Genomic DNA, 25,297 nt, shown 5'->3' on the forward strand with positions numbered 1-25,297 from the left:
CTGATGCAAGGCAACATCATCCGCCTGCAATCAATGGTCGAGCGGCTGGGCAAACAGATCGCCGAACAGGTCGCGCAGCAGCCTCAACTGGCAGTGCTGAAGTCGATGAAAGGGGTTGGCCCGGCACTGCAGGCGGTGCTGGCCAGCTACCTGCCTGAGTTGGGGCAGATCAGCGGAAAGGCCATTGCCAGCCTGGTCGGCGTAGCGCCGATCTCCCACGACAGCGGAACCATGCGAGGGAGACGAAGCATCCACGGCGGCAGGGCCGAGATCCGCCAGGTGCTTTACATGGCGGCCATGTCTGCCATGCGACATGAGCCGCGGTTGCGGGACTTTTACCGGTCGCTGCGGGCCCGCGGCAAGGAAGGGAAAGTGGCCATCGTGGCCGTGATGCGGAAGATGCTGGTCATTCTCAACGCCCGCGTGCGCGACGCCTCAAGCGGACCGATCCCCGCTTGAGGCACGCTCAGGGCGCACGGCAGCGGCTGCCGGCCGGCAGCCGGCTTTGCCGTGCCTGTCTGCCAGACGGCCAAAATCCCATCCCACAACACAGTTGCTACACGGACGTACTTGCGGCGTCCCCGCAATCCGACACCGCCCCGCCAACCCGCGGAATGCCCGCTCTTGACGTTGCCGTTGCATTGAGCGGGTGCAGGGCGCAGCCCTGCCGGACCTATGCCACTTGCGGTGGCTGCGGCCGCCCACTAGCCTTCGGCCGTCGTTCACCACCCAAGGACTACCCGTGAAACACCGCCATCTGCTGCTGGCCTCGGCAATCGCCGCCGCCACGCTGGCCCTGGTTGCCTGCAAGAAGGAAGCTACCCCCGGTTCTGAAGCCGCCGCCCCCAGCGCGCCGGCCGGGGAAACCGCCGACCAGTTCGTCGCCCGCATCAACGCTGAATACAAGGCCGCCTACCCCGAGATGACCTCGGCACAGTGGCTGTCGTCCACCTACATCAACAGCGATTCCGAACGCATCGCCGCCAAGGCCAACGAACGCTCGCTGACCCAGCTCAACAGCTGGATCGAACAGGCCGCCAAGTTCGAAGGCCAGCCGATGAGCGAGGACAGCAAGCGCGCCATCCACCTGCTGAAGCTGATGTCGTCGATGCCGGCGCCGCGCGATGCCGCCAAGCTGGCCCAGCTCACCCAGATCGCCACCCGCATGGAAGGCAGCTACGGCGCGGGCAAGTACTGCACCGATGCCAACGATCCGGCCTCCTGCCGCCAGCTGGGCGACCTGGAACAGGTGCTGTCGCGCAGCCGCGACTATGACAAGCAGCTGGACGCCTGGCAGGGCTGGCACAGCACCACCAAGGGCATGCGCGGCGACTACCAGCAGTTCGTCAGCCTGGTGAACGAAGGCGCCAAGGGCATGGGCTTCAGCGATGCCGGGCAGATGTGGCGCAGCGGCTACGACATGCCGCCGGAGCAGATCGGGCCGGAAACCGACCGTCTGTGGGAGCAGGTCAAGCCGATGTACGAGCAGCTGCACTGCTACACCCGCGGCAAGCTGGACAAGACCTATGGCAAGGACAAGGCCGAAGTGGGCAACGGCCTGATCGCCGCCCACCTGCTGGGCAACATGTGGCAGCAGGACTGGTCCAACCTGTGGGACCAGTTGGAGCCCTACCCCGGTGCCGGCAGCCTGGACATCACCGCCGCGCTGGAAAAGCAGTACCAGACCAACCTGAGCGCGGCGCTGGACAAGGCCGGCAAGGACGCCGATGTCACGGCGCGCTACAAGGCACAGCGTGAGGCCGAGCTGCGCACCGCACGGCAGATGACCGAACGCGCCCAGGACTTCTACGTCTCGCTGGGCATGCCTTCGCTGCCGCAGTCGTACTGGGACAAGACCCAGTTCATCAAGCCCGACGACCGCGACGTGGTCTGCCACGCCAGCGCCTGGGACATGAACATGGAAGGCGACGTGCGCACCAAGATGTGCATCAAGCCCAACGAAGAAAACTTCACCACCATCTACCACGAGCTGGGCCACATCTATTACGACCTGGCCTACAACCCGCTGCCGCCGCTGTTCCAGGGCGGTGCCAACGATGGCTTCCACGAAGCGATCGGCGACACCATCGTGCTGGCGATGACGCCCAAGTACCTCAGCTCGATCGGCCTGGTCGATGCCCCGACCGAAAGCCGCGAAGCGGTGATCAACAACCAGATGCGCATGGCGCTGTCGGGCGTTTCGTTCCTGCCGTTCGGCCTGATGATCGACCGCTGGCGCTGGGGTGTGTTCGACGGTTCCATCACCCCGGACAACTACAACAAGGCCTGGTGGGACCTGAAGGCCAAGTACCAGGGCGTGGCCCCGGCCAGCACGCGCGGCGAAGAGTTCTTCGACCCGGGTGCGAAGTACCACGTGCCGGGCAACACCCCGTACACCCGCTACTTCCTGGCCCGCATCCTGCAGTTCCAGTTCTACAAGGGCCTGTGCGATGCGGCTGGCTACAAGGGTCCGCTGCATGAGTGCACCTTCTACGGCAACAAGGAAGCCGGGCAGAAGTACTGGGCGATGCTGAGCAAGGGCGCCAGCCAGCCGTGGCAGGCCACGCTGAAGGAGCTGACCGGCAGCGACAAGCTCGACGCCGGCCCGATGATCGAGTACTTCACCCCGGTCAACGAGTGGCTGAAGCAGCAGAACGAAGGCCAGATGTGCGGCTGGCAGGCCAGCGCGGCACCGGCGAAGTAACCGGCCTGGCAGAACGGAAAGGGGCGGATCCGCGAGGATCCGCCCCTTTCATGAATTGTAGAGCCGAGCCATGCTCGGCTGGAACGCAATGCAGTCGAGCATGGCTCGACTCTACAGGCCTCAGCCCTTCTTCGCCGCCATTACCGCAGCCAGCTCGGCCTTGAACTCGTCGAAGGTCTGCCCCTTCTCCTGCACTTCGGCCTGCGCCGCATCGCGCAGCGCATCGGAATAGATCAGGCGCACCGGCGTGCCATTGCGCTCGTGCAGCTCACCGGCCTGCATGATCATGGCCAGCACGTGCGCAGCGCTGTGGGTCTGGCCGGCAATGCGGCCATCCATGCCCAGCACCCATTCGCCATCGCGGCGGACCACGCCGGCCAGCAACGCACGCTGCGGATCGCGCAGTTCGGCATGCGGTTCGACCGGCGAAGCGGTGGCCGCCGCCTTGTTGGCAGCCTGCTTTTCCTGGCGGCGACGCTGGTCGCGGCGGATCTTGGACGTGGTGGACATGGGGGTCGTATTGCACAGCAAGGGGGCGCAAGAATAACCCAGCCCGGCCGCCGCGCCGCTTCACGCCAGCGGCGGCAGCTCCTGGGCAGGCGCCTGCAGGGCGCGCTGGCGCAGGTGTTCCCAGTACCAGAACACAAAGCCGGCGGCGAAGAAGCCGGCCTGGCCCAGCGCCAGGTGCAGGGGGCTGGCACTGAGCAGCGGCGAGACTACGCCTGCCACCACGGTGCTGATCATCAGCTGCACGAAGGCCTGCAGCGACGAGGCCAGGCCACGCTGGTGCGGGTACATGTCCAGCACCGCCAGGGCCAGGATCGGGAAGATCAGCGCCATGCCGGTGCCGCCCAGGAAGATCGGCAGCACCGCCCAGGGCAGCGCCAGCTGCGGCGCCAGCGCCACGTAACCGATGTTCAGCAGCGCCGACAGCGCACACAGGGTGAAACCAATGCTGATCTGGCGGGTCGGCAGGGTGCGCCCGGCCATGCGCCCGGACAGGAACGAGCCCAGGGTCATGCCGCCGATGGTGGGAATGAACAGCCAGGCAAAGCCACCTTCGCCCAGGTGCAGGTGCTGCATCACGAACACCGGCGCCGAGGCGATGTACAGGAAGATGCCACCGAAGTTGATGCTGCCGGCCAGCGCAAGGCGCAGGAAGCGCGGGTTGAAACCGATGCGCACGTAGTCGCGCAGCAGGCCGCGTGGGGACAGCGGTACGCGGGCTTCCACGGGGTGGGTTTCGGGCAGGAAACGCGCCGTGGCCACCAGCAGCAGCAGCGAGAACACCACCAGGAACCAGAAGATCAGCGGCCAGCCGGCGCCGCTGAGCAGGATCCAGCCGCCGATGATCGGTGCGATGGCCGGGGCGATGCCGAACAGCATGGACACCTGGCTCATCAGCCGCTGCGCGTCGTGGCCGTGGTACAGATCGCGGATGACCGCGCGGCCGACGATCATGCCCACGCCGGCGGACAGGCCCTGCACGGCGCGGAACACCAGCAGCGTGCTCAGATCCGTGGACAGCGCGCAGCCCACCGAGGCACCGACGAACACCACCAGCCCGCTCAGGATCACCCGCTTGCGCCCCCAGGCGTCGGACAGCGGGCCGTGCGCCAGGCTCATCAGGCCGTAGAACAGCAGGTACACGCTGATGGTCTGCTGCACCGCCACTTCATCCACGGCCAGGCGCTGGGCCAGCTGCGGGAAGGCCGGGAAGATGGTGTCGATGGAGAACGGCCCGAACATGGCCAGGCCGGCCAGCAGCAGGGCCATGCGACGGGTGGAGGGTGCAACGGCGGCGGTCATCGGCGGGCGTCCGGCAGGGCCGTGCGCAGCATGCACGGCAGGCGCCGCTTCCCCGTGGCAGGGACGGCGCCAGATGAATACGAGAGTCCGCCCATGATAGGCGCCCCAGCCTGCGGGCGCCATGGAGAAACGCGGCCATGCAGGGTCCGGGCCATCCTCCATTCAGCCCCGTCAATGCGGCCGCGACCCGCTGCGCCGGCCCGGCAACCGGCTATAATCGGCGGGCAACACGGTGGGAGAAGCGGAACACCGCTGCCGAAGGCGCAACGCCCGTAATCGCTCAGGCCCGATACCACCCGTAACACAACTCTGGAGAGACCGGTTCGATCCGGCGCCGAAGGGGCACGAAGCTGCGGTTTTCCGCGCTTTTAAACTCTCAGGCAAAAGGACAGAGGGGCGCCCCGCAGACCGCCGACCGGCGGCTTGTGCCCGTGCGTGTGCCCTTCCCTGACGGATCCTTCGCCATGTCCCAGAACACCCCCTCCCTGCGTGAGCTCGAGCACCACAGCGCGTTCGTTGAACGCCACATCGGCCCCAACGACGCCGAGATCGCGCAGATGCTCGACGTGGTCGGCCACGCCACGCTGGATGCGATGACCGATGCCATCGTGCCGGCGAAGATCAAGTCGCCCGCGCCGCTGGCACTGCCCGAATCGATCACCGAAGTGCAGGCACTGGCCAAGATCCGTGCGATCGCCGACAAGAACACCGTGCTGCGCAGCTTCATCGGCCAGGGCTACTACGGCACCCACACGCCGAACGTGATCCTGCGCAACATCCTGGAAAACCCGGCCTGGTACACCGCCTACACCCCGTACCAGGCGGAAATCTCGCAGGGCCGCATGGAAGCGCTGATCAACTTCCAGACCCTGTGCGCCGACCTGACCGGCATGGAGATCGCCAACGCCTCGCTGCTGGACGAAGCCACCGCCGCCGCCGAAGCGATGACCCTGGCCAAGCGTTCGGTCAAGTCGAAGTCGGACACCTTCTTCGTGCACGACGCCGTGCACCCGCAGACCCTGGAACTGCTGCGCACGCGCGCCGAGCCGATGGGCATCGTGCTGCGCGTGGGCACGCCGGCCGAAGCGCTGGAAGCCGAAGCGTTCGGCCTGCTGCTGCAGTACCCGGATACTTTCGGCCAGGTGGGCGACTACAAGGCGCTGGTCGATGCCGTGCACGCGCGTGGCGGCCTGGTGGCCGTGGCCACCGACCTGCTGGCGCTGACCCTGCTGGCCGCCCCGGGCGAATGGGGCGCGGACATCGTGGTCGGCAACAGCCAGCGCTTCGGCGTGCCGTTCGGCTTCGGTGGCCCGCATGCGGCCTTCATGGCCTGCCGCGATGCCTACAAGCGCTCGATGCCGGGCCGCCTGATCGGCGTGTCGATCGACGCGCAGGGCAACCCGGCCTACCGCCTGACCCTGCAGACCCGCGAGCAGCACATCCGCCGCGAGAAGGCGACCTCCAACATCTGCACCGCGCAGGTGCTGCTGGCGGTGATGGCCTCGATGTATGCCGTCTACCACGGCCCGGAAGGCCTGACCCGCATCGCCCGCCGCACCCACCGCCTGGCCTCGATCCTGGCTGCAGCGCTGCGCACTGCCGGTGTGCAGGTCGGTGGCGACTTCTTCGACACCCTTCACATCACCGGCGTGCATGCCGATGAAATCCACGCCAAGGCGCGCGCCGCCGGTTACAACCTGCGTGCGATCGACAGCGACTCGGTCGGCATCAGCCTGGACGAGACCGCGACCCGCGCCGACATCGTCGCCCTGGCCGCCGTGTTCGGTGCGCAGGCCGATGTGGATGCGCTGGATGCCAGCACCGCCGACGAACTGCCGGCTGCCCTGCTGCGCCAGTCCGCGTTCCTGACCCACCCGGTGTTCAACACCCACCACAGCGAGCACGAGCTGCTGCGCTACCTGCGTTCGCTGGCCGACAAGGACCTGGCGATGGACCGCACGATGATCCCGCTGGGCTCGTGCACCATGAAGCTCAACGCTACCGCCGAGATGATCCCGGTCACCTGGCCGGAGTTCTCGCAGATCCATCCGCTGGTGCCGGCCGACCAGGCGCTGGGCTACAAGGAACTGATCGAATCGCTGGAAGCCATGCTGGTGGAATGCACCGGCTACGATGCGGTCAGCCTGCAGCCGAACTCCGGCGCGCAGGGTGAGTACGCCGGCCTGCTGGCGATCCGCGCCTACCACCGCTCGCGCGGCGAAGGCCACCGCGACATCTGCCTGATTCCGGATTCGGCGCACGGCACCAACCCGGCTTCGGCGCAGATGTGCGGCATGAAGGTCGTGGTGACCAAGACCGATGCCAACGGCAACGTCGATGTCGAAGACATCCGCGTCAACGCTGAGAAGTACAGCGACCGCTTGGCCGCGATCATGATCACCTACCCGTCCACGCATGGCGTGTTCGAGGAAGAAGTGGTCGAGATCTGCGAGATCATCCACCAGCACGGCGGACAGGTGTACACCGACGGCGCCAACATGAACGCCCTGGTGGGCGTGGCCAAGCCGGGCAAGTGGGGTTCGGACGTGTCCCACCTGAACCTGCACAAGACCTTCTGCATTCCGCACGGCGGCGGTGGCCCGGGCGTGGGCCCCTGTGCGGTGAAGGAACACCTGGCCCCGTTCCTGCCGGGCAAGCTGGGCGACAACGGCCCGGTCGGCATGGTCAGCGCGGCCAGCTTCGGCAGCGCCTCGATCCTGCCGATCAGCTGGATGTACATCGCCATGATGGGCACCGAAGGCCTGCGCAAGGCCACCCAGGTGGCCCAGCTCAACGCCAACTACATCGCCAAGCGCCTGGCCCCGCACTTCAAGACCCTGTACACCGGCCGCAACGGCCTGGTGGCACACGAGTGCATCCTGGACGTGCGCCCGCTGGAGAAGACCAGCGGCGTGGGTGCCGAGGACGTGGCCAAGCGCCTGATCGACTTCGGCTTCCATGCCCCCACCCTGAGCTTCCCGGTGGCCGGCACGCTGATGGTCGAACCGACCGAAAGCGAATCGCTGCATGAGCTGGACCGCTTCATCGACGCGATGATCCAGATCCGCGAGGAAATCCGCGCGATCGAGGACGGCCGCCTGGACCGCGAGGACAACCCGCTGAAAAACGCCCCGCACACCGCCACAGCGGTGACGGCCAGCGAGTGGACCCACGCCTACCCGCGCGAGCTGGCCGCCTTCCCGCTGCCCAGCCTGAAGCTGCAGAAGTACTGGCCGCCGGTGGCACGCGTGGACAACGTCTACGGCGACAAGAACGTGATGTGCGCCTGCATCCCGGTCGATGCCTACAAGGACGACGAAGTCGAAGCATGATCGACAAACGGCCCGCGCAAGCGGGCCGTTTTTTTCAAGGAGTGTGGACCAAGGCCCACACCCACATTGAAAGGTCCACACCCACAACAATCCGATCACGGATCCGGCATCTGCCCCAGGCTCAACTGCCACGACACGCCGAAGCGGTCCTGCACCCAGCCATAGCGGTTGCTGAAATCGTAGTCGCCCACCGGCATCAGCCAGTGCCCGCCCTCGCCCAGCACCCGCGCCGCGCGATCGAACTGCTCGGCGCCGGAACATTCCACGAACAGCGAAATCGACGGGCTGAAGGTGAAATCGTGCACGTCCAGGCTGTCGAAGCACAGATAGTGGGTGCCGCCCAGCAGGAAGATCGCCTGCCGCACCTGCCCCGGCACGCCTGCGCCAGCGCCTTCCGGGTGGCGCTGCAGGGCCAGCAGGCGGAAATCGGCGAAGGCTTCGGCGTACAGCGCCAGGGCGGCCTCGGCCTGGCCGGTGAACATCAGGAAGGGACGGCTGCGCAGCATGCGGTGCTCCTGTTCGACGGGTCGTTCAGGACCCAGGCCATCAGGATCGCACCGCAGATGTAGGCAGCATGTATCGATCGCGCCGGGCCACGCCCGCCGGCTTCGACCCGAACGCGCCGATCAGGCCTCGCGCAGGCGCCGCGCGATCGCGCTGCCGGCCGCGATGGTCGCCGTCAGCGCCACCATGGACAGGAACTGCAGTCGGGTCTGCGCTTCGCTGAGCAGCAGGCCGAAGATCAGCGCCAGGATGGCCAGCGCGCACACCGTCAGCCACGGGAAGCCGGCCATGCGGAACGGCAGGCGCGTGCCCAGGCGGTCGGCGCGGCGGCGCAGCACCAGCTGCGAGACCAGCGACAGCGTCCACACCAGCAGGCAGGTGGAGCCGACGATGTTCAACAGCACCGGCAGCACCTTGTCAGGGAACAGCAGTTCCATGATGGTGGCGGCAAACCCGAACAGCACGCTGGCCAGCACGGCGATCACCGGCACCTGGCGCGGGTCGGTCCAGCCCAGCACCGCCGGCGCTTCGCGGCGCTGGGCCAGCGAGAAGATCATGCGCGAGGCGCCGTACAGGTTGGCATTGAGCGCCGACAGCAGGGCGATCACCGCGATCAGGGTAATGGCCGTGGCCGCACCCGGAATGTTGGCGACCTGCAGCACGGCGGCAAACGGCGATTTCAGCGACTCGCTGTTCCACGGCACCACCGCGATGATGACGCTGAGCGAACCGATGTAGAACACCAGGATGCGCCAGGCCACGGTGCGGATGGCGCGGGCAATGCTGCGCTCGGGGTCTTCGGTTTCCGCGGCGGCCACCGCCACGATCTCGGTGCCGCCAAAGGCGAACACCACCACCAGCAAAGCCGCACCGATGCCGGCCAGGCCCTTGGGCGCGAAGCCCCCGTGCTGGGTGAAGTTGCTCAGCCCCGGCGAGGCGACCTGCGGCAGCCAGCCCATCAGCAGGGCGATGCCGATGGCGATGAAGGCCAGGATTGCGGCGACCTTCAGGATGGCGAACCAGAACTCGAACTCGCCGAAGTTCTTCACCCCCAGCAGGTTGATGGCGGTGAAAAACAGCATGAAGGCCAGCGCAGCCATCGGTACCGGTACCGCAGGCCAGACGGTGGCCAGCAGCCCGGCCGCACCCACCGCCTCGGCAGCGATCACGATCACCAGCTGCACCCACCACAGCCAGCCCACGGTGGCACCGGCAGTAGCACCCATGGCATCGGCGGCATACACCGAGAACGCGCCGCTGGTCGGCTTGGCCGCCGCCATCTCGCCCAGAGCGTTCATCACGATGATCACCAGCGCGCCGGCCACCAGGTAGGACACCAGTACCGCCGGCCCGGCCGCCTGCACGCCGACACCCGAGCCCAGGAACAGCCCGGCGCCGATCGCGCTGCCCAGGCCCATCATGATCAGCTGGCGCGGCTTGAGCGAATGGCCCAGGCGCGAGGTCGAAGCGGTCGAAGAAGGAGTGGCGGGCATCGGCAGGGCTGGCGGCGGCTACAGGGGCGACACCTTACATTGTCCCCCACCCGGCGGGATAGGCACAGTGCAGCAGGGCGCTCAGGCCGGCAGTGGTTCGCCGATGCGGGCCCGGTAGGCACGCGGCGAAAAGCCGGTTTCCGCCTTGAATTTGCGGGTGAAGGCGCTCTGGTCGCTGAACCCACAGGCCTGGCCGATGCAGGCGATGCTGTCCTGGCCGTGCAGCAGGTGCATGGCCATCTGGATGCGCAGGCGGGTCAGCACCTGCTGCGGGGTCATCTGGAACACCTTGCGGAAGCTGCGCTCGAGCTTGGACAGCGAGAAGCCGGTGATGTCCAGCAGGGTCTGCATGCGCACGTTTTCGGCGTAGTGCGCGTTCAGATGGGCCAGCGCCAGCCGCAGCTGTTCGTACTGCGCGCCCAGGCTGTCCTTCTGCCCCAGGTCGCGGGAGATGCCGATCAGCCCCTGGATCTGCCCATCCACCAGCAACGGTCGCTTGCAGGTCAGGCACCAGCCCGGCTCGCGGTTGGCGAACAGGTGCAGCTCCATCAGGTTCTCGATCACTTCACCGCCCAGCACGCGCGCGTCCTGGTCCACGTAGTCGGCGCTCAGGCCGGTGGGATAGATCTCGGCGGCCGTGCGCCCGATCACGTCCTTGCGCGCACGCAGGCCCAGCCGCCGCAGCATGGTCTGGTTGACGTGGGTGTAGCGCCCCTGCCGGTCCTTCATGAAGAACAGCACGTCCGGAATGGCGTCGAACAGGGCTTCGATGTCGGTGGGCTCGACTCGCATGCGGGAAGCATACCCGAGCCGGGTTTTGCCCGTACGTTCACCTGCGGCGGACCGTGGGTTAACGGACAGGGCGCGACTGTCATGCCCTGCCCCCTCGTACCCCGGAGACACCCTGATGGCCGCCAGCAAGCCCACCGGCAAGCGCGCACCCGCCCCGTCCGAATCCCCCCAGGCCCAACGGCGCGGCCGGGGTGACGAACTGCACCTGCAGGCCGGTGGCGCGCACCCTGCCCTGACCACTGCCCAGGGTATCCCGGTGGCCGACAACCAGAATTCGCTGCGCCAGGGACCGCGCGGCCCCACCCTGCTGGAGGATTTCATCCTCCGCGAGAAGATCACCCACTTCGACCACGAGCGCATTCCCGAACGCATCGTGCATGCACGCGGCAGCGCCGCCCATGGCTATTTCGAACTGACCACCTCACTGGCGAAGTACACCCGCGCCCGCGTGCTCACCGAGGTCGGAAAGAAGACGCCGGTGTTCACCCGCTTTTCCACCGTTGCCGGCGGTGCCGGCTCGGTCGATACCCCGCGCGATGTGCGCGGCTTCGCGGTGAAGTTCTACACGCCGGAAGGCAACTGGGACCTGGTTGGCAACAACATCCCGGTGTTCTTCATCCAGGACGCGATGAAATTCCCCGACCTTGTACACGCGGTGAAGATGGAACCGGACCGCGCCTTCCCCCAGGCGGCCAGCGCGCACGACACGTTCTGGGATTTCATTTCGCTGATGCCCGAATCGATGCACATGATCATGTGGGCGATGAGCGATCGCGCCATTCCGCGATCGCTGCGCATGATCGAAGGCTTCGGCGTGCACAGTTTCCGCCTGTTGAACGAGGCCGGTGATTCCACCTTCGTCAAGTTCCACTGGCGGCCGAAGCTGGGCATCCAGTCCACTGTATGGGACGAAGCGGTGAAGCTGCAGGCCGCCGACAATGATTTCCACCGCCGCGACCTGTTCGAGGCCATCCAGCGCGGCGACTTTCCCGAATGGGAACTGGCCGTGCAGCTGTTCAGCGAGGAAGACGCCGAAGCGTTCCCGTTCGACCACCTGGACCCCACCAAGATCATTCCCGAATCGCTGGTGCCGCTGCAGGTGATCGGCAGGATGGTGCTGGACCGCTGGCCGGACAATTTCTTCGCCGAAACCGAGCAGGTGGCGTTCTGCCCGGCCAACGTGCCGCCGGGCATCGACTTCAGCAACGACCCGCTGCTGCAGGGGCGGTTGTTCTCGTACCTGGATACGCAGCTGATCCGACTGGGCGGCCCGAACTTCCACCAGATTCCGGTCAACGCTCCCAAGTGCCCCTTCGCCAACCACCAACGCGACGGGCACATGCAGATGCAGGTGCCGAAGGGACGCGTGGCGTATGACCCGAGCTCGCTGGAGGACGATAGCCCGCGCGAAACGCAGGCCGGTTTCCGCAGCCATGCCACGGCTGATGACGGCCGCAAGGGGCGCACCCGCGCCGAAAGCTTTGCCGACCACTACAGCCAGGCGCGTGCGTTCTTCCGCAGCCTCGAAAAGCCCGAGCAGGCACACCTCGCTTCGGCTCTGGTATTTGAATTGTCGAAGGTGGAAACGCTGAAGGTGCGCGTGCGCACCGTCAGCCATCTGCGCAACATCGATGAGTCGTTGGCCAAGCGCGTGGCCGATGGACTGGCGCTGGCAGACCTGCCCGAACCCGCGCCGACCACAACGCCGGCACGCGACATGCCCGCAGTGCCCGAAGTGCGCATCATCGGCCGTACCAAGGACACGCTGCAGGGGCGCTGCATCGGCATCCTGTTCGACGAAGGCTCGGATGCGGGGTTGATCGCCAGCCTGCGCAAGGCCGCGCAGAAGGCCGGCGCCGAGGTGAAGCTGGTTGCGCCGAAGGTGGGCGGCGCGCGCCTGAGCGACGGCGTGGTGCAGGCCGCCGACGGCCAGTTGGCCGGCACGCCCTCGGTCGTGTTCGATGCGGTGGCGGTGGTGCTCAGTGCAGACGCCGCCAAGGCGCTGGTCAAGGAAGCGGCCGCAGTGGAGTTCGTCAGCCATGCCTGGGCCCATCTGAAGGCGATCGCCAGCGATACGGGTGGCCAGGCGCTGTTGAAGGCCGCGCGCGTGGGCAACGACGCCGGCATCGTCGAGGCCGAGGACGCCAAGGGCTTCCTGGCTGTCGCGGCCACCCGCCAATGGGCGCGCGAACCCAAGCTGCGCCTGCTGGCCTGAATATTCCTCACCGGAGAAACGACATGTCCCAAGGTGACAAATCCGCGTACACCGACAAGCAGAAGCGCCAGGCCGCGCACATCGAAGAAAGCGAACGCGAGCGTGGCGCCAGCAAGACCACGGCCGAGCGTATTGCCTGGGCCACCGTGAACAAGCAGGACGGCGGTGGCAAGCGCAGTGGCAGTGGCCGCAAGGACCACCGCTAGCGAACGGCGCGTCAGCCCGGCAGCGCCTTCACCCAGTTGGACACCACAGTGGTGGCTGCGTCGGTGCGCGCCTGCAACAGCAGGTGTGGCCCTTCCAGGGTGACATGCCGGGCGTCCGGCAGCAGCGCCTGCAGCTCAGCCACGCTGGGCGGCCAGAGCAGGCGATCCTGGCGGGCCTGCAGGCACAACGTGGGCACCGCGATGCGTGGCAGCGCCTGCCGCGCGTCCACGCGCAGGGTGGCGGCGGCGCGCTGGCGCAGCGTGGTTGCTGGCACCTGGGCAAGCGCCAGGCGCAGCTCACGCACGGTCTGCCGGCTGCGCCAGCGCCCCAGCAGCAGCCTCGACAGCAGCAGCAACGGTGGCATCGGCCACACCGGCAGTGGCCAGGCCGGCGCCAGCAGTGCGGCGCTGGCGGCCGGGACTGGCAATGGACGGCGCGCGAAGGTATTGCACAGCACCAGTCCGCGCAGGGCCGGCGGTGCCTCGGCGGCCAGCTGCATGGCCAATGGCCCGGCGAAGGATTCGCCCAGCAGCACGAACGGCTGAGTGGGCAGCTGCGGGCGCAGCAGATGCAGCAGGCTGGCGTAGTCCTGCGGCCCGGTGGCGGGCAGAGCCAGCGCGCGGGTGGGCACACCGCCAGCCCGCATGGCGGCCAGGAACGCGACCGACAGGTGGCCGGTGCCATCGAGCCCCGGCAACATCACCAGGCAGGGCGGCACCGGGCCGGTCAACGAGGCGCCCCCGGCGCGGGTGGGGTAGGTGCGGGCGTGCGCACCGCCACCGGCAGCGCCTGCAGCTTGCGCACGGCGGCGATCGGAATCGCTTCGGCGCGCCGCTGCTGCGGCCACCAGACGAACAGGAACGCACCGCTGGAACCGAGCAGACGCGCAGTACCCGGCAGCGGTGCCGCATCGCCATTGAGCTGCAGCTGCACGACTTCGCCGCGCCCGTGGTTGCGGATCTGTTCGCCGCGCACCATCACGTAGTTCGCTGCGCCGATGGCCATGAACGCCGCCACGGCCAGGGTCATCGCAGTGAGCGCACGCAGTCCCAATCCCTCCCAGCTGGTCAGCTTCGAGCGCGACAGCACCACCCGCCACAGCACGCTGCGCTGGCGCAGCGTCTGCAGCTTGGCCGCGTTGCGCGCGCGCAGGGTGTCGGGCCAGCTGACCAGCAGCACCAGCAGCACGCCCAGCAACAACAACAGCACGTAGACGGGGTCGCGCATGCCGGCCACCAGGAAGTCGCTGGGCTGCATGTAATCCAGGATGGAGAGTTCAAAGCCCTGGTAAAACCAGAAACTGCACCACAGGCCCAGCAGTGACACCAGCAGATAGGCCACGGTGAACAGCAGCGCCGGTTCGCGCCGCATGCGCCGCAGGGCCCGCATCACCAGGGAATCATCGTCGCCACGGGTCAGCGGCAGCATCGACCAGTCGGTCGGCGGCTCCCGCGCGGCAACGGCTACGACCTCGATATCCTGCAGCCGTGGCACATCGCCATAGGCCGGTTCTGGTTCCCTGCTGTCCATGCCCGATCCCCCTTTGCCCCGAGCATCGCCGAAAACGGCGCCCGGCGGTAGAGTCGAGCAAGCTCGACGCTACCTGTGGCGGCCGGTCAGGCCGCGCGCGCCACCGCGGCGCGGGCAGCAGTGCCCTGCTCCAGCTGGAATACCGCCACCGACGTGGCCAGCGCCTCGGCCTGCTCTTCCAGCGCGCGGCTGGCTGCGGTGGCTTCTTCCACCAGTGCCGCGTTCTGCTGGGTCACCTGGTCCATCTGCACCACCACTTGGTTGACCTGCTCGATACCGGCCGCCTGCTCCTTGCTGGCCGCGGCAATATCGCTCATCAGCTGGTTGGTGCGTGCGCTGGCCTGGGCCAGGCGGGCAATGGCAGCCTGCGACTCCACCGTCACGTCCAGGCCGCTGCGCACCTTGGCCGCCGAATCGTCGATCAGCTCCTTGATCTCCTTGGCGGCCACGCCGGCACGCTGGGCCAGGGTGCGCACTTCACTGGCCACCACGGCAAAGCCACGCCCCTGCTCGCCGGCACGCGCCGCTTCCACGGCGGCATTGAGCGCCAGGATGTTGGTCTGGAACGCGATGCCGTCGATGGTGGCGGAGATTTCCGAAATGCGTGCCGAGGACTGGTCGATCTCACCCATCACCGTTGCCATCTGCGCCATGGCCTGTTCGGTGGCACGCACCGCGGCACCGGCCGCATGGGCTTCGCTGTCGGCCTGGCGGGCCAGCTCGGCGTTCTGGCGCACGGTCGAGGTGAGTTCTTCCATCGAAGCTGCTGCTTCCTCCAGATTCGCTGCCTGCTGTTCGGTACGGCGCGACAGGTCACTGTTGCCGGCGGCCAGTTCCTGGGCCGCGTTGTTGATGCTGCCGGCGGCATCCTGGATGCCGCGCACGATGCCGGTCAGCTGCGCGGTAGTGGTGTTGGCATCATCGCGCATGCGCGCGAACACGCCCTGGTACTGGCCTTCCATGCGCGCGGTCAGGTCGCCCTGGGCAATGGCCTGCAGCACGTCGGACACATCGGAAATGCTGGACTGCGAGCTGGCCATCATCGCGTTCAGATGCTCGACCATGGCCTGGTACTGGAACTGGAACGCAGCGGCATCGCCACGCACGCTGAAATCGCCGGCGCCCGCTGCACGGGCCAGGCCGTCGATCTGCGCACTGACGGCCATCAGGCTCTGCTTCACCGCGGCCAGGGTGCGGGTGAATTCGCCCTTTTCGCCCGGGTATTGCGGCAGATCGCGGCTGAGATCGCCGATCGCGTAGCGCTGCATGACCTCGGCCATCAGCAGTTCCACCTGCACGTGCGATTCCACCAGCGTGTTGGTGGCCTGTACCATGCGGCCAAAATCCCCGGGGAAGGCGCTGGCGTCCATGCGGTAGCGGATCGCGCCGGCCTCGTGCTGCTCGGCCATCTGCAGCTGCGCGCCGATGGCCGCCTGCACGCTCTGCCGCACGCTGGCCATGGCCTCGCCCAGCTGGGTCAGCTCATCGCGGCCGCCCAGGCGGAATTCCTGGTCCAGTTCGCCCTTGGACAGGCGCTGGGCCAACTGCACGGCACGCGCCAGCGGCGCGGTCATGCTGCGGCCGATCATCACCGAGGCCGCAATGCCGACCAGCAGCGCAATGCCGCCCAGCACCAACAGCTGCAGCAGGCTGCGCTCGCCCAGGCGGATGGCTTCGGCGGCCGCTTCGCGGCTTTCCTGCTCCTCGTAGGCCACGCCATCGGCCAGGGCCTTGTTCCAGCCATTGGCTGCTTCCTGCACCGGGCCCAGGGTCAGGGCCACCGCGCCGGGGAAATCGCCCTGCGACATCAGCTCGCTGGTCTGCTTGTTGAGAGGCCGTGCGACGGCGCGCTTGGCCGCGATGGCCTCGCCAATCGCCTTGCCGTCGGCATCGCCGGGCAGCGCCTGGTAGGCGGTCCAGCTGGTTTCGTAGCGTTTGACCAGCTCGGCAATGCGCTGCTCGTCGGCCTCGCGCGCATCGCCCTGGCGGATCAGCATCTCGCGGCGCACGACCATCATCTGGTTGTTGGCATCCAGCATTTCCGACAGCAGCCGAACCTTGGCCACGCTCACCTCCACCACCTGCTGCATGGCGTGCTTCTGCACGGCAGTGGCGGTGGCACCGGTAGCGACCACGGCCGCGACCAGCAGCAACAGCAGGCCAAAGCCCAGGCCAAGACGCCAGGCGACCCTGACATTCCTCAAGTAGTTCATCGTTGCATCCAAAGACGTGGGGGGGTCCGACCTTATCGGCCTGCCCTCACGCCGCCTTGACGCGCACAGTATGAACGCTTCCGGTGCCGTTCACTTTGTGCGGCCGGTTCACTTCAGCCGGCACAGGGCTGAAGCGGGCAGGCACTGGCCAAGCGGTTGGCCAGGTCATGGCGCAGCGCGCTCAGCGCGTGGATGCGCGCATCGATGTCGGCCAGCTTCTGCTGCAGGGCGATGGCCAGCAGTGCGCCGGCGTCCTCCTGCTGCCACAGGGCGGGCAGGCGCTGGCCGATCTCGGCCAGGGTGAAGCCCAGTTGCTGCGCGGTGCGGATGTAGTGCACCAGCATCGCCGTTTCCGGCGGGTAGTCGCGGTAGCCGTTGCCCAGCCGGCGGGCGCCGATCAAGCCCTGCTTCTCGTAGAAGCGCAGTGCTTCGCGGGACAGCCCGCAGGCCTGTGCCAGTTCGCCAATACGCATGAAAGCTCCAAGCCTGCTTGACCTTGAAGTTCACTTCAGGCCTGACAGTGGCGCTCTTTCAGCGAACGAGTGCCCCATGCAGCTCCCCTCCTATCTGCGTATCGTCCGTGCCAGCGCCGCCTACGACCTGCTGGTCACCCTGCCCTTCGCCCTGCCCTGGGGCTTTTCCGCCGTGCACGCGGCCATGGCCGCACTGGCCGCCGCCTGGTCGCTGCCCGGCACGGTGCCGGCGCTGGACCCGCTGCACATGCTGCTGGCCAACCTGCTGGGATCGGTCGTGGTGGTGTGGTCACTGGCGCGCTGGTGGGCGCCCAGCGTGCTGATGGGACGCCTGGATGCCGTTGCCCGCGGCTTGTTTGCTGTCTGGCAGGTCTACGCCGTGGTGCACGGAGCCAGCAGCATCGTGCTGCTGTTCACCGCGGCCGAAGTGGTGTTCGGCGTGCTGCAGCTGCAACGGGTTGCGGGGCCTGCGGTCAAGAAGGCAGACACGCCCTGACCGTCCCGCTTCACAGACCCACGGCGGGGCGTTCACGCAGGCTGGCCGCGGGGCACAGGCATGGTGGCTGCGTACCCCGCAGGAGTTTTCCATGCTTTCACCCCGTGTAGCCGTCCTTGCGCTCTCGCTGTTGGCCAGCCCTGTGTTCGCACAGGCCCCGCCTGCCGGATTGCCTGCCCCCATTGCCGAGCAGGCCGGCCCGGACACCGCATTGCGCTCGCCGTTGCATGCACAGGTGCTGCTGGACCGCGCCAATTTTTCGCCCGGCCAGATCGATGGCGAAGTGGGCAGCAACCAGCGCCGCGCGGTGTCGGGTTTCCAGGCCGCGCACGGGCTGACGGTGACCGGTGAACTGGACGATGCCACCTGGAAGGCGCTGCAGGCCGATGCCACAGTGCCGCTGGCCAGCTATACGCTGACCGCCGAAGACGTGGCCGGGCCGTTCCAGCCGGTACCTAAGACACCGGCCGCGCAGGCCAAGCTGAAGGCTTTGGGCTATGCCAGTGTGGAAGAAGCGCTGGGTGAGCGCTTCCATGCATCGCCGGAACTGCTGAAAGCGTTGAACCCCGGCGTGGACCTGGGCAAGGCCGGCAGTCGCATCCAGGTACCCAACATCGCCCCGGCGCCGCTGGCGAAGGCGGCCAAGGTGCTGATCGACAAATCCGATTCCACCCTGCAACTGCTGGATGCGCAGGGCAAGGTGATCGCGCAGGTGCCGGTGTCGTCGGGCAGCGAGCACGATCCGCTGCCGATCGGCGAATGGAAGATCCTCGGCGTGTTCCGCGACCCGCCGTTCCACTACAACCCGAAGCTGTTCTGGGATGCCCGCAAGGGTGACAAGAAGGCGACGCTGCCGCCGGGCCCGAACAACCCGGTCGGCCGGGTCTGGATCGATCTGTCCAAACCCCACTATGGGCTGCATGGCACCCCCGAACCCGGGCACGTGGGCAAGACCGAATCGCATGGCTGCGTGCGCATGACCAACTGGGATGTGCTGCGCGTGGCCGATGCGGTGGACGAATCGGTGCCCGTGGTGATGCAGGAGTAGTGCCATGCGGCTTTCGCAGCTGATCGTGCTGGGGGTGGTGCTCGGTCTGGGCCTGGGCTGGTGGCTGCGGCGTGAGGCTGAGCCCCCGCGTGCGTCTGCGCCAGCGCAGGCCATGCTGCAGACTGCGCCAGCGGCCGTGGCCGCGCCCGCATCAGCAACTCCGACGGCGCCCGCGCCTGCTGTGATGCCAACCGCTGCAGCGGCCGCTGCGCAACCGATCGGCCTGCTGCTGCCGGTGCAGGGCGTGCAGCGCGCGCAGTTGCGCGACACCTTCACCGATGCGCGCAGCGAAGGCCGCGTGCACGATGCCATCGACATAATGGCGCCGGCCGGCACGCCGGTACTGGCAGTGGCCGACGGTACCGTGGAGAAACTGTTCGACAGCGAACGCGGTGGCCTGACCGTCTACCAGTTCGAACCCAGCGGGCAATGGTGCTACTACTACGCGCACCTGCAGCGCTACGCCGACGGCCTGGCGGAAAAGCAGTCGATCAAGCGCGGCGATGTGATCGGTTATGTGGGCAGCACCGGCAATGCCAGCGCCGAGGCCCCGCACCTGCATTTCGAGGTGCATGTATTGGGGCCGGAGAAGCAGTGGTGGAAGGGTGAATCGATCAATCCGTATCCGCTGTTCTAGAGCCCGCTGCTCTAGCGCCCACTGTTCTAGAGGCCCGAAGCAACCCGCACCGCCTCGCACGCGGCAATCAGGTCTTCGACCAGACGACCGCTGACATCCAGCTCGCCCTCGTACTCGGCCAGGTTGCGCTGCTGGTGGCACTTGTCCAGTACGCGCCAGACCTCCGGGCCCACGCCCAAGGTGTGCTTCAGTGACTGGAACACGATGTAGCGGTTGCTGGGCCGGTAGCCCTGCCCGCGCAGTGCCGCCAGGCTCAGCGCGTGGGCCGCGTTGTAGGCCAGGTCGAAGCGGCTTTCCAGCGAAAGCGTGGCATTGCGTGCATCGCGCAACCGCGCCAGGCCGGAACGCTGCAGTCCCTCGATCTCGCGCGCATCCGGCGGTTCCAGCGAAAGCGGCTTACCCGGCCCCACCAGGTTCTGCAAAGGCGAGGTCATCCTTTCCTCCAATCACCCACAGCTTGGGTTGTTCCAGCACCCGCTGCAGGAAGGCATTGCCCTTGCGCAGGCGCTCGCTCAGTTCGTCGTGCGTGTACAGCGTCGGGTTCACGGGCCGCCCCAGGCGTTCCTCCAGCGGGTCCAGCGCGGCCATCAGGTCAGCATAGCCCAAGGTGTTGGACACCAGCAGCAGATCGATGTCGCTGTGCGCGGTGTCGCTGCGCTTGGCCACTGATCCGTAGACGAATGCACAGGTGATCTGGTCCTGCAGTGGCTGCAACGCGTCACGCAGCGGACCGGCCAGGCCAACGGTCTTGTGCACCAGCGACACCAGTTCGGTGTGGATGGGCGACTGTGCGTTGGCCCGGTAGCGCTTCTGGTTGCCCACCTTGCGCTGGTTCACCAGGCCGCTGGCGACCAGCTTGGCCACTTCGCGCTGCACGGCGCCCGAGCCGGCGCCACTGCCGCTGATCAGTTCGGAAATACTGAAATCGCTGCGGTCCTGCCCGAACAGCAGGGCCAGCACCCGTTGCTGGGTCTGGGTGAACAGCGCGTCGGCCAGCCCGATGGGGCCGGATGAAGATGCATTGGCGGCGGAGATACCCATATTGGGCATTATTCTGCCCATATTGGGCATTTGGCAAGTGTCCAGACATGGCCCGGCCTTACCGGGCGGGTCCACGACGCTGCCAGCGGCGCAGGGCGATGCTGGCGATCATCAGCCCGGCGCCGGCGACCAGCAGGCCCAAGGCCAGCGCCTGCCAGAAGAAGAACGGCCACAACCAGACGTAATCCAGATCGGTCAGCTTCAGCACGTCCATTGGCGGCAACAGTTGCACCGTGGCCGGGCGCCCGGCCAATGCCGGCTCGACATCCAGCACGGTCACCCGCAGCCAGGAACGGCCGCGCGGCAGCGCATCGCCGCGGCCGTAACCGAAGTACGCGTCAAACAGTCCCCCGCCTTCGATGGTTTCCAGCCGGCGCACGATCTCCGTGGTTGCAGGGCCGGCACGCACGCTGGTGCGGAACTGCGCCTGCTGTGTGGGGGTTTCCACGCTGAACCGCACCGTGGGGTCCAGCGCCGGATCCGCTGCCTCGGGCAGATAGCGCAGGCGCAGTCGCAGGCGATCATCAATGAAGCGGTAGACCGTCACCTGTGCGGACGCACCCGGCTGCAACCGCAGCGGCAGCGTCTGCGTGCGCGACGCGAGATGGTTGGCGACCGCGCCCAGCAGCAGTACAACGCAGGCCAGCCCCCACAGGCTCCACAGCACCCACAGGGTGACCCGCGCGACCGTCTCGCCCTTCACCGTTGTCCTCGTCATTGCACTACGTCCCCGCAGGCATGGCTCACACAGTAACGAAAAAGCCCCGCATGCGCGGGGCTTCTCCTTGCAGCGACGCCGGGCATGCCCGGCGCTACCGGTCAATCGCTCAGGCGAACGGGTCCTGCAGCACCATGGTGTGGTCGCGGTCCGGGCCGGTGGAGACGATGCTGATCGGGCAGCCGGCCAGCTCTTCCAGCGAACGCAGGTAGGCGCGGGCGGCCGGCGGCAGGTCGTCCCAGTTGGTGATGCCGTGGGTGTTCTCGCTCCAGCCCGGGAACTCCAGGTACACCGGGGTGCAGTCTTCCCAGCCCTGCGCGTCCAGCGGCGCGTACTCGGTGCGCTTGCCGTTGTATTCGTAGGCAATGCAGACCTTCAGCTTTTCCATGCCGTCCAGCACGTCCAGCTTGGTGATGCACAGGCCGCTGATGCCATTGATGGCCACGGCGCGCTTCAGCGCGACGATGTCCATCCAGCCGCAGCGACGCGGGCGACCGGTGGAGGCACCGTATTCGGCGCCGCGGTCACGGATGCCCTGGCCGATTTCATCGTCCAGCTCGGTCGGGAACGGACCGCCGCCGACGCGGGTGGCGTAGGCCTTGGCGATGCCCAGCACGTAGTCGATCGAATCGGCGCCCACGCCGGTACCGGCCAGTGCGCCACCGACGGTGGTGTTGGAGCTGGTGACGTACGGGTAGGTGCCGTGGTCGATGTCCAGCAGGGCGCCCTGCGCGCCTTCGAACAGCACGCGCTTACCCTGCTTGCGCAGGTCGTGCAGGATGCCGGCCACGTCGGACTTCATCGGCTGCACGTATTCGCCGAAGGCCAGCGCTTCGTCGTAGGTCTTCTGGAAATCGACCGCTTCGGTGCCCAGGTACTTGGTCAGCACGAAGTTGTGGTAATCCAGCGCGGTGCGCAGCAGTTCTTCCAGCTGCTTGGGGTAGTGCAGGTCGGCGATGCGGATGCCGCGACGCGCCACCTTGTCTTCGTAGGCCGGGCCGATGCCGCGACCGGTGGTGCCGATCGCCTTGCCACCGGCAGCGCGCTCGCGCGCCTGGTCCAGGGCGATGTGGTACGGCATGATCAGCGGCGCAGCCGGGGAGATCTTCAGGCGCGAACGCACTTCCACGCCGGAGGCTTCCAGCTCGGCGATTTCCTTCTGCAGCGCGGCCGGCGAGATGACCACGCCGTTGCCGATCAGGCACAGCGCATCGTCACGCAGGATGCCCGACGGGATCAGGTGCAGGACGGTCTTCTTGCCATTGATGACCAGGGTGTGGCCGGCATTGTGGCCGCCCTGGAAGCGCACGACGGCGCCGATTTCCTCGGTGAGCAGATCGACGATCTTGCCCTTGCCTTCATCGCCCCACTGGGCACCCAACACTACGACAGACTGACCCATGACGGGCTCCTCGATTTTGTTGCGGCCATCGGGGCCGCGGACGGGTAAACCGTGGCGGGGCTGGCCAGCGCGTGGGTGGCGGCTCCAAACGGGGAGCAGCCGGCGATGGATGGCCCAGACACGGAAAAAGCCGAACGGGGAGGCCCGTCCGGCTTTTGTGCATTATCCGGGTTTCCGGGGTCCGCTGCCACCCTTCCGACGGACGGCTTCACCGGCCGGTCAGCCGCCTGGAAGGGGTCGGATCCCTTTCCGCAGGAAAGGGCTCTGACCCCGCCCCGCCGCCACTAGTGCCGTGCCCACCACAGCAGGCTCAGGCCGGCCAGCAGCACCAGCCCGCCGAAGCTGCGCAGGGCCGGGCTGGGCAGGTCCAGCAGGCGCTCGGCCATGCGCTTCCATGCCAGCGGTGCGGCAAACAGCAGCAGCCCTTCCAGCACGGCCACCAGGCAGAGGGCGGCGAACAGGTCTTTCATGGGGGGGGAACTCCGGAAAAAGCACGGGGCCCGGCAGTTGGCCGGGCCCCGTGGGTGATGCGTGAAACTCAGCGGTCGTTCTTCAGGTACTGTAGGAACGGATCGTTCTTGTCCAGCACGATCACGCCGTTACCGTCGGTCATGGAGCCACGATAGGCCTCCAGGCTGCGGTAGAACGCGTAGAACGACGGGTCGGCAGCGCCGGCCTGGCCGTAGATGCGTGCGGCATCGGCATCGCCTTCACCGCGCAGGCGCTGGGCATCACGCTCGGCCTCGGCGATCAGCACGGTGCTGTCGCGGTCCGCCTGGGCGCGGATGGTCAGCGACTGCTCTTCGCCTTCGGCGCGCAGCTTGGCCGCTTCCTGCTTGCGCTGGGCGCGCATGCGCTCGTACACGTCATTGATCACCTGGCTGTCGGTCGGCAGGTCCACCTGCTTGATGCGCAGGTCGATCATCTGCATGCCCAGCCCGGCCACCGCTTCGTTGATGCCCTTGAGCTGTTCGGCGATCAGTTCGCTGCGATCACCGGAGACCAGCTGCTGCAGGGTGCGCGAGTTGATCTGGTTGCGCAGCGAGTCGGTGATGATCGGCGCCAGGCGGGCATTGGCCACGCGCGGGTCGCCACCGGTGGCACGGAAGTAGTCGCCCACGTTGGAGATGTAACCGATGGCGAAGAAGTCGACGCTGACGTCCTTCTGTTCGGCGGTGAAGTAACGTGCCGGCGCGGTGTCCAGCACCTGGAAGCGGCGATCGAACACGCGCACCGTTTCCACCACCGGCAGCTTGAAGTGCAGGCCCGGCTTGATGTCCGAACGGACCACCTTGCCCAGGTTCAGCACCATCGCCGTCTGGTCTTCACGCACCACATAGACCGAGCCCAGCAGGCCCAGCAGGGCCGCCACGGCGACCGCAATCCACATCGAACTTCTCATCGGCTGCCCTCCTCACGGCCACTGGGTCGCCCGGTCGGGCGGCCGACCGGCCGGCCCGGGTCACGGGAAGCTTCCACCGCCGTGGCGCCCGGCAGCGACGGCATCACCACCTCCGGGTTCACCACCGGCGCCGGCGCCGCGGCGCTGGGGCGGGTATCGCCGGTCATCGGCACGTAGATCAGCTGGCGGCCATCGCCACCGATCACCTTGCGGTTCTCGCTCAGCACCTGCTGCACGGTTTCCAGCCACAGGCGCTTGCGGGTGACTTCCGGGGCGTTCTTGTACTGGGCCTGCAGCAGGCTGAAGCGCTGCGCGTCACCCTCGGCCTTGGACACCACGGCCTGCTTGTAGCCTTCGGCGGTGGTACGGGCACGCGAAGCCTGGCCGCGCGCTTCGGGCACCACCTTGGCGGCGTAGGCCTGCGCTTCGTTGATCAGGCGTTCCTTGACCTGCTGGGCGCCATTGACCTCGTCGAAGGCCGGCTTGACCTCTTCCGGCGGACGGGCGTCCTGCAGGGTCAGGCCGGTCACGGTCAGACCGGTCTTGAACGCCTTCAGCAGCGCCTGCAGGCGTTCTTCGGCGGCCACGGCCAGCGGACCGCGGTTGTTCAGCACGGCATTGAGGTCGGCACGGCCGACTTCCTCACGCACCGCGCTCTGCGCCGACTGCTCCAGCACCTGGTTGGCATCGACCGTGCCGAACAGGTACTGCTGCGGGTCGTCGATGCGGTACTGCACGTTCAACGAGACATTGACGATGTTCTCGTCGCGGGTCAGCACCGGTACCTGGATCGAGAAGGTCTTGATCTCGGTGGCGTTGACCTTGGTGACCGACTCGATCGGCCACGGCAGCTTGAAGTTCGGGCCAGGGGTCAGGATGCGCGAGAACTGGCCGAAGCGCAGCACCACGCCGCGCTGCTGTTCGCCGATCAGCTGGAAGCTGGAGAACAGCACCAGCAGCACCACGGCCGCCGCCACCCAACGCAGGATGCCCCCGTCGAACAGATCCTTCAGCGGCCCGGGCAGACCGCCCCAGCCACCGCCATTGCCACCGCCGCGCGACCGGAACGGCCCACGTCGATTGTCCTCGGGGCCTTGTCCGCCCTTGTTGCCGCCGGGTGTATTCCAGGCCATGCACGCTCCATCAAGATATGGGCTGCGACGCGGGCCCTTCCCGCAACGCCAGCCGTGAACCATCTCCGATCATACAAGATGGGGCGGACCGGCAGGATTGAAAGGGCGGTGACGCGGTAAGGTTGTGTTTTCCTCGAAGTCAGGCAGC

24 protein-coding genes and 1 riboswitch are annotated in these 25,297 nt (G+C 67.3%); of the genes, 8 read left to right on the plus strand and 16 right to left on the minus strand.

What is annotated here, in order from left to right:
- Positions 1-459 (plus strand): transposase (locus C1922_RS16365; RefSeq protein ID WP_234413353.1); only part of this gene is annotated, 459 nt, incomplete at its 5' end.
- A gap of 283 nt (positions 460-742) precedes the next feature.
- Positions 743-2,704 (plus strand): M2 family metallopeptidase, encoded by a 1,962-nt coding sequence (locus tag C1922_RS16370; RefSeq protein WP_108750727.1) that lies wholly within the window; start codon positions 743-745, stop codon positions 2,702-2,704.
- Between the two features lie 120 nt (positions 2,705-2,824).
- Here C1922_RS16370 and C1922_RS16375 read toward each other — a convergent pair whose 3' ends face one another.
- Together C1922_RS16375 and C1922_RS16380 are read right to left on the minus strand one after the other, a co-directional pair.
- On the minus strand, positions 2,825-3,214 hold the full coding sequence (locus tag C1922_RS16375) for a hypothetical protein (protein ID WP_108750728.1): 390 nt from the start codon (positions 3,212-3,214) through the stop codon (positions 2,825-2,827).
- Between the two features lie 60 nt (positions 3,215-3,274).
- The gene (locus tag C1922_RS16380; RefSeq protein WP_108750729.1) at positions 3,275-4,513 is read right to left on the minus strand and encodes a multidrug effflux MFS transporter; all 1,239 of its coding nucleotides are present in this window, start codon (positions 4,511-4,513) and stop codon (positions 3,275-3,277) included.
- Positions 4,514-4,812: 299 nt separating this feature from the next.
- A riboswitch (glycine riboswitch) is annotated at positions 4,813-4,915 on the plus strand.
- A gap of 62 nt (positions 4,916-4,977) precedes the next feature.
- Here C1922_RS16380 and gcvP point away from each other — a divergent pair.
- The gene (gene gcvP, locus C1922_RS16385; protein WP_108750730.1) at positions 4,978-7,845 is read left to right on the plus strand and encodes an aminomethyl-transferring glycine dehydrogenase; all 2,868 of its coding nucleotides are present in this window, start codon (positions 4,978-4,980) and stop codon (positions 7,843-7,845) included.
- A gap of 95 nt (positions 7,846-7,940) precedes the next feature.
- Here gcvP and C1922_RS16390 read toward each other — a convergent pair whose 3' ends face one another.
- From C1922_RS16390 to C1922_RS16400, 3 genes are all read right to left on the minus strand, one after another.
- A complete protein-coding gene (locus tag C1922_RS16390; RefSeq protein ID WP_108750731.1) occupies positions 7,941-8,351 on the minus strand; it encodes a VOC family protein in 411 nt (136 codons plus the stop codon).
- A gap of 120 nt (positions 8,352-8,471) precedes the next feature.
- Entirely contained in the window at positions 8,472-9,842 is a 1,371-nt protein-coding gene (locus tag C1922_RS16395; RefSeq protein WP_108750732.1) for an amino acid permease, read from the minus strand.
- A gap of 81 nt (positions 9,843-9,923) precedes the next feature.
- The gene (locus tag C1922_RS16400) at positions 9,924-10,634 is read right to left on the minus strand and encodes an AraC family transcriptional regulator (protein ID WP_108750733.1); all 711 of its coding nucleotides are present in this window, start codon (positions 10,632-10,634) and stop codon (positions 9,924-9,926) included.
- 115 nt (positions 10,635-10,749) lie between these two features.
- Here C1922_RS16400 and C1922_RS16405 point away from each other — a divergent pair, with 115 nt between their 5' ends.
- Together C1922_RS16405 and C1922_RS16410 are read left to right on the plus strand one after the other, a co-directional pair.
- The gene (locus C1922_RS16405; RefSeq protein WP_108750734.1) at positions 10,750-12,849 is read left to right on the plus strand and encodes a catalase; all 2,100 of its coding nucleotides are present in this window, start codon (positions 10,750-10,752) and stop codon (positions 12,847-12,849) included.
- A gap of 23 nt (positions 12,850-12,872) precedes the next feature.
- A complete protein-coding gene (locus tag C1922_RS16410) occupies positions 12,873-13,055 on the plus strand; it encodes a hypothetical protein (protein WP_108750735.1) in 183 nt (60 codons plus the stop codon).
- 11 nt (positions 13,056-13,066) lie between these two features.
- On the opposite strand, the gene C1922_RS16415 is transcribed toward C1922_RS16410, so the two are convergent.
- The 4 genes from C1922_RS16415 to C1922_RS16430 form a co-directional block, all read right to left on the minus strand.
- Positions 13,067-13,756 carry an alpha/beta hydrolase gene (locus tag C1922_RS16415; RefSeq protein ID WP_108751634.1) on the minus strand — a complete coding sequence of 230 codons (690 nt, stop codon included), beginning with the start codon at positions 13,754-13,756 and terminating at the stop codon, positions 13,067-13,069.
- Positions 13,757-13,782: 26 nt separating this feature from the next.
- A complete protein-coding gene (locus tag C1922_RS16420) occupies positions 13,783-14,586 on the minus strand; it encodes a hypothetical protein (protein ID WP_108750736.1) in 804 nt (267 codons plus the stop codon).
- An 86-nt stretch (positions 14,587-14,672) separates the two neighbouring features.
- Positions 14,673-16,799, minus strand: coding sequence for a methyl-accepting chemotaxis protein (locus C1922_RS16425; protein ID WP_108750737.1), 2,127 nt, complete (start codon positions 16,797-16,799; stop codon positions 14,673-14,675).
- A gap of 113 nt (positions 16,800-16,912) precedes the next feature.
- Positions 16,913-17,272, minus strand: coding sequence for a MerR family transcriptional regulator (locus tag C1922_RS16430; RefSeq protein ID WP_108750738.1), 360 nt, complete (start codon positions 17,270-17,272; stop codon positions 16,913-16,915).
- 76 nt (positions 17,273-17,348) lie between these two features.
- Between C1922_RS16430 and C1922_RS16435 the strand changes: the two genes are divergently transcribed.
- The 3 genes from C1922_RS16435 (at position 17,349) to C1922_RS16445 (ending at position 19,453) form a co-directional block, all read left to right on the plus strand.
- A complete protein-coding gene (locus tag C1922_RS16435) occupies positions 17,349-17,768 on the plus strand; it encodes a hypothetical protein (protein ID WP_108750739.1) in 420 nt (139 codons plus the stop codon).
- A gap of 91 nt (positions 17,769-17,859) precedes the next feature.
- Positions 17,860-18,816 carry a L,D-transpeptidase gene (locus C1922_RS16440; protein ID WP_108750740.1) on the plus strand — a complete coding sequence of 319 codons (957 nt, stop codon included), beginning with the start codon at positions 17,860-17,862 and terminating at the stop codon, positions 18,814-18,816.
- A 4-nt stretch (positions 18,817-18,820) separates the two neighbouring features.
- Positions 18,821-19,453: a M23 family metallopeptidase gene (locus C1922_RS16445; RefSeq protein ID WP_108750741.1), complete on the plus strand. Its 633-nt coding sequence runs from the start codon at positions 18,821-18,823 to the stop codon at positions 19,451-19,453.
- 26 nt (positions 19,454-19,479) lie between these two features.
- Here the strand turns inward: C1922_RS16445 and C1922_RS16450 are convergent, their stop codons facing one another.
- The 7 genes from C1922_RS16450 to hflK all read right to left on the minus strand — a co-directional run bounded on the left by C1922_RS16450 (position 19,480) and on the right by hflK (position 25,149).
- A complete protein-coding gene (locus C1922_RS16450; protein WP_108750742.1) occupies positions 19,480-19,887 on the minus strand; it encodes a hypothetical protein in 408 nt (135 codons plus the stop codon).
- Entirely contained in the window at positions 19,850-20,494 is a 645-nt protein-coding gene (locus C1922_RS16455; protein WP_234413357.1) for a transcriptional regulator, read from the minus strand. The genes C1922_RS16450 and C1922_RS16455 overlap by 38 nt, the downstream gene beginning before the upstream one ends.
- A 58-nt stretch (positions 20,495-20,552) precedes the next feature.
- Positions 20,553-21,197 carry a hypothetical protein gene (locus tag C1922_RS16460; RefSeq protein WP_108750744.1) on the minus strand — a complete coding sequence of 215 codons (645 nt, stop codon included), beginning with the start codon at positions 21,195-21,197 and terminating at the stop codon, positions 20,553-20,555.
- A gap of 124 nt (positions 21,198-21,321) precedes the next feature.
- The gene (locus tag C1922_RS16465) at positions 21,322-22,614 is read right to left on the minus strand and encodes an adenylosuccinate synthase (RefSeq protein WP_108750745.1); all 1,293 of its coding nucleotides are present in this window, start codon (positions 22,612-22,614) and stop codon (positions 21,322-21,324) included.
- A 284-nt stretch (positions 22,615-22,898) separates the two neighbouring features.
- Complete coding sequence (locus C1922_RS16470; RefSeq protein ID WP_108750746.1) at positions 22,899-23,084, minus strand: DUF2065 family protein; 186 nt, start codon at positions 23,082-23,084, stop codon at positions 22,899-22,901.
- Positions 23,085-23,152: 68 nt separating this feature from the next.
- Complete coding sequence (locus C1922_RS16475; protein ID WP_108750747.1) at positions 23,153-24,016, minus strand: protease modulator HflC; 864 nt, start codon at positions 24,014-24,016, stop codon at positions 23,153-23,155.
- Complete coding sequence (hflK, locus tag C1922_RS16480; RefSeq protein ID WP_108750748.1) at positions 24,013-25,149, minus strand: FtsH protease activity modulator HflK; 1,137 nt, start codon at positions 25,147-25,149, stop codon at positions 24,013-24,015. The genes C1922_RS16475 and hflK overlap by 4 nt, the downstream gene beginning before the upstream one ends.
- Positions 25,150-25,297: the final 148 nt, after the last annotated feature.

It is taken from the genome of Stenotrophomonas sp. ZAC14D2_NAIMI4_7, assembly GCF_003086675.1.
Classification (GTDB): domain Bacteria; phylum Pseudomonadota; class Gammaproteobacteria; order Xanthomonadales; family Xanthomonadaceae; genus Stenotrophomonas.

Excerpts from the sequence above, each read along its gene's own strand:
- C1922_RS16375 (WP_108750728.1), bottom strand. The coding sequence starts at position 3,214 with ATGTCCACCACGTCCAAGATCCGCCGCGACCAGCGTCGCCGCCAGGAA.
- C1922_RS16380 (WP_108750729.1), bottom strand. The coding sequence starts at position 4,513 with ATGACCGCCGCCGTTGCACCCTCCACCCGTCGCATGGCCCTGCTGCTG.
- gcvP (WP_108750730.1), top strand. The coding sequence starts at position 4,978 with ATGTCCCAGAACACCCCCTCCCTGCGTGAGCTCGAGCACCACAGCGCG.
- C1922_RS16390 (WP_108750731.1), bottom strand. The coding sequence starts at position 8,351 with ATGCTGCGCAGCCGTCCCTTCCTGATGTTCACCGGCCAGGCCGAGGCC.
- C1922_RS16395 (WP_108750732.1), bottom strand. The coding sequence starts at position 9,842 with ATGCCCGCCACTCCTTCTTCGACCGCTTCGACCTCGCGCCTGGGCCAT.
- C1922_RS16400 (WP_108750733.1), bottom strand. The coding sequence starts at position 10,634 with ATGCGAGTCGAGCCCACCGACATCGAAGCCCTGTTCGACGCCATTCCG.
- C1922_RS16405 (WP_108750734.1), top strand. The coding sequence starts at position 10,750 with ATGGCCGCCAGCAAGCCCACCGGCAAGCGCGCACCCGCCCCGTCCGAA.
- C1922_RS16410 (WP_108750735.1), top strand. The coding sequence starts at position 12,873 with ATGTCCCAAGGTGACAAATCCGCGTACACCGACAAGCAGAAGCGCCAG.
- C1922_RS16415 (WP_108751634.1), bottom strand. The coding sequence starts at position 13,756 with ATGTTGCCGGGGCTCGATGGCACCGGCCACCTGTCGGTCGCGTTCCTG.
- C1922_RS16420 (WP_108750736.1), bottom strand. The coding sequence starts at position 14,586 with ATGGACAGCAGGGAACCAGAACCGGCCTATGGCGATGTGCCACGGCTG.
- C1922_RS16425 (WP_108750737.1), bottom strand. The coding sequence starts at position 16,799 with ATGAACTACTTGAGGAATGTCAGGGTCGCCTGGCGTCTTGGCCTGGGC.
- C1922_RS16430 (WP_108750738.1), bottom strand. The coding sequence starts at position 17,272 with ATGCGTATTGGCGAACTGGCACAGGCCTGCGGGCTGTCCCGCGAAGCA.
- C1922_RS16435 (WP_108750739.1), top strand. The coding sequence starts at position 17,349 with ATGCAGCTCCCCTCCTATCTGCGTATCGTCCGTGCCAGCGCCGCCTAC.
- C1922_RS16440 (WP_108750740.1), top strand. The coding sequence starts at position 17,860 with ATGCTTTCACCCCGTGTAGCCGTCCTTGCGCTCTCGCTGTTGGCCAGC.
- C1922_RS16445 (WP_108750741.1), top strand. The coding sequence starts at position 18,821 with ATGCGGCTTTCGCAGCTGATCGTGCTGGGGGTGGTGCTCGGTCTGGGC.
- C1922_RS16450 (WP_108750742.1), bottom strand. The coding sequence starts at position 19,887 with ATGACCTCGCCTTTGCAGAACCTGGTGGGGCCGGGTAAGCCGCTTTCG.
- C1922_RS16455 (WP_234413357.1), bottom strand. The coding sequence starts at position 20,494 with ATGGGTATCTCCGCCGCCAATGCATCTTCATCCGGCCCCATCGGGCTG.
- C1922_RS16465 (WP_108750745.1), bottom strand. The coding sequence starts at position 22,614 with ATGGGTCAGTCTGTCGTAGTGTTGGGTGCCCAGTGGGGCGATGAAGGC.
- C1922_RS16470 (WP_108750746.1), bottom strand. The coding sequence starts at position 23,084 with ATGAAAGACCTGTTCGCCGCCCTCTGCCTGGTGGCCGTGCTGGAAGGG.
- C1922_RS16475 (WP_108750747.1), bottom strand. The coding sequence starts at position 24,016 with ATGAGAAGTTCGATGTGGATTGCGGTCGCCGTGGCGGCCCTGCTGGGC.
- hflK (WP_108750748.1), bottom strand. The coding sequence starts at position 25,149 with ATGGCCTGGAATACACCCGGCGGCAACAAGGGCGGACAAGGCCCCGAG.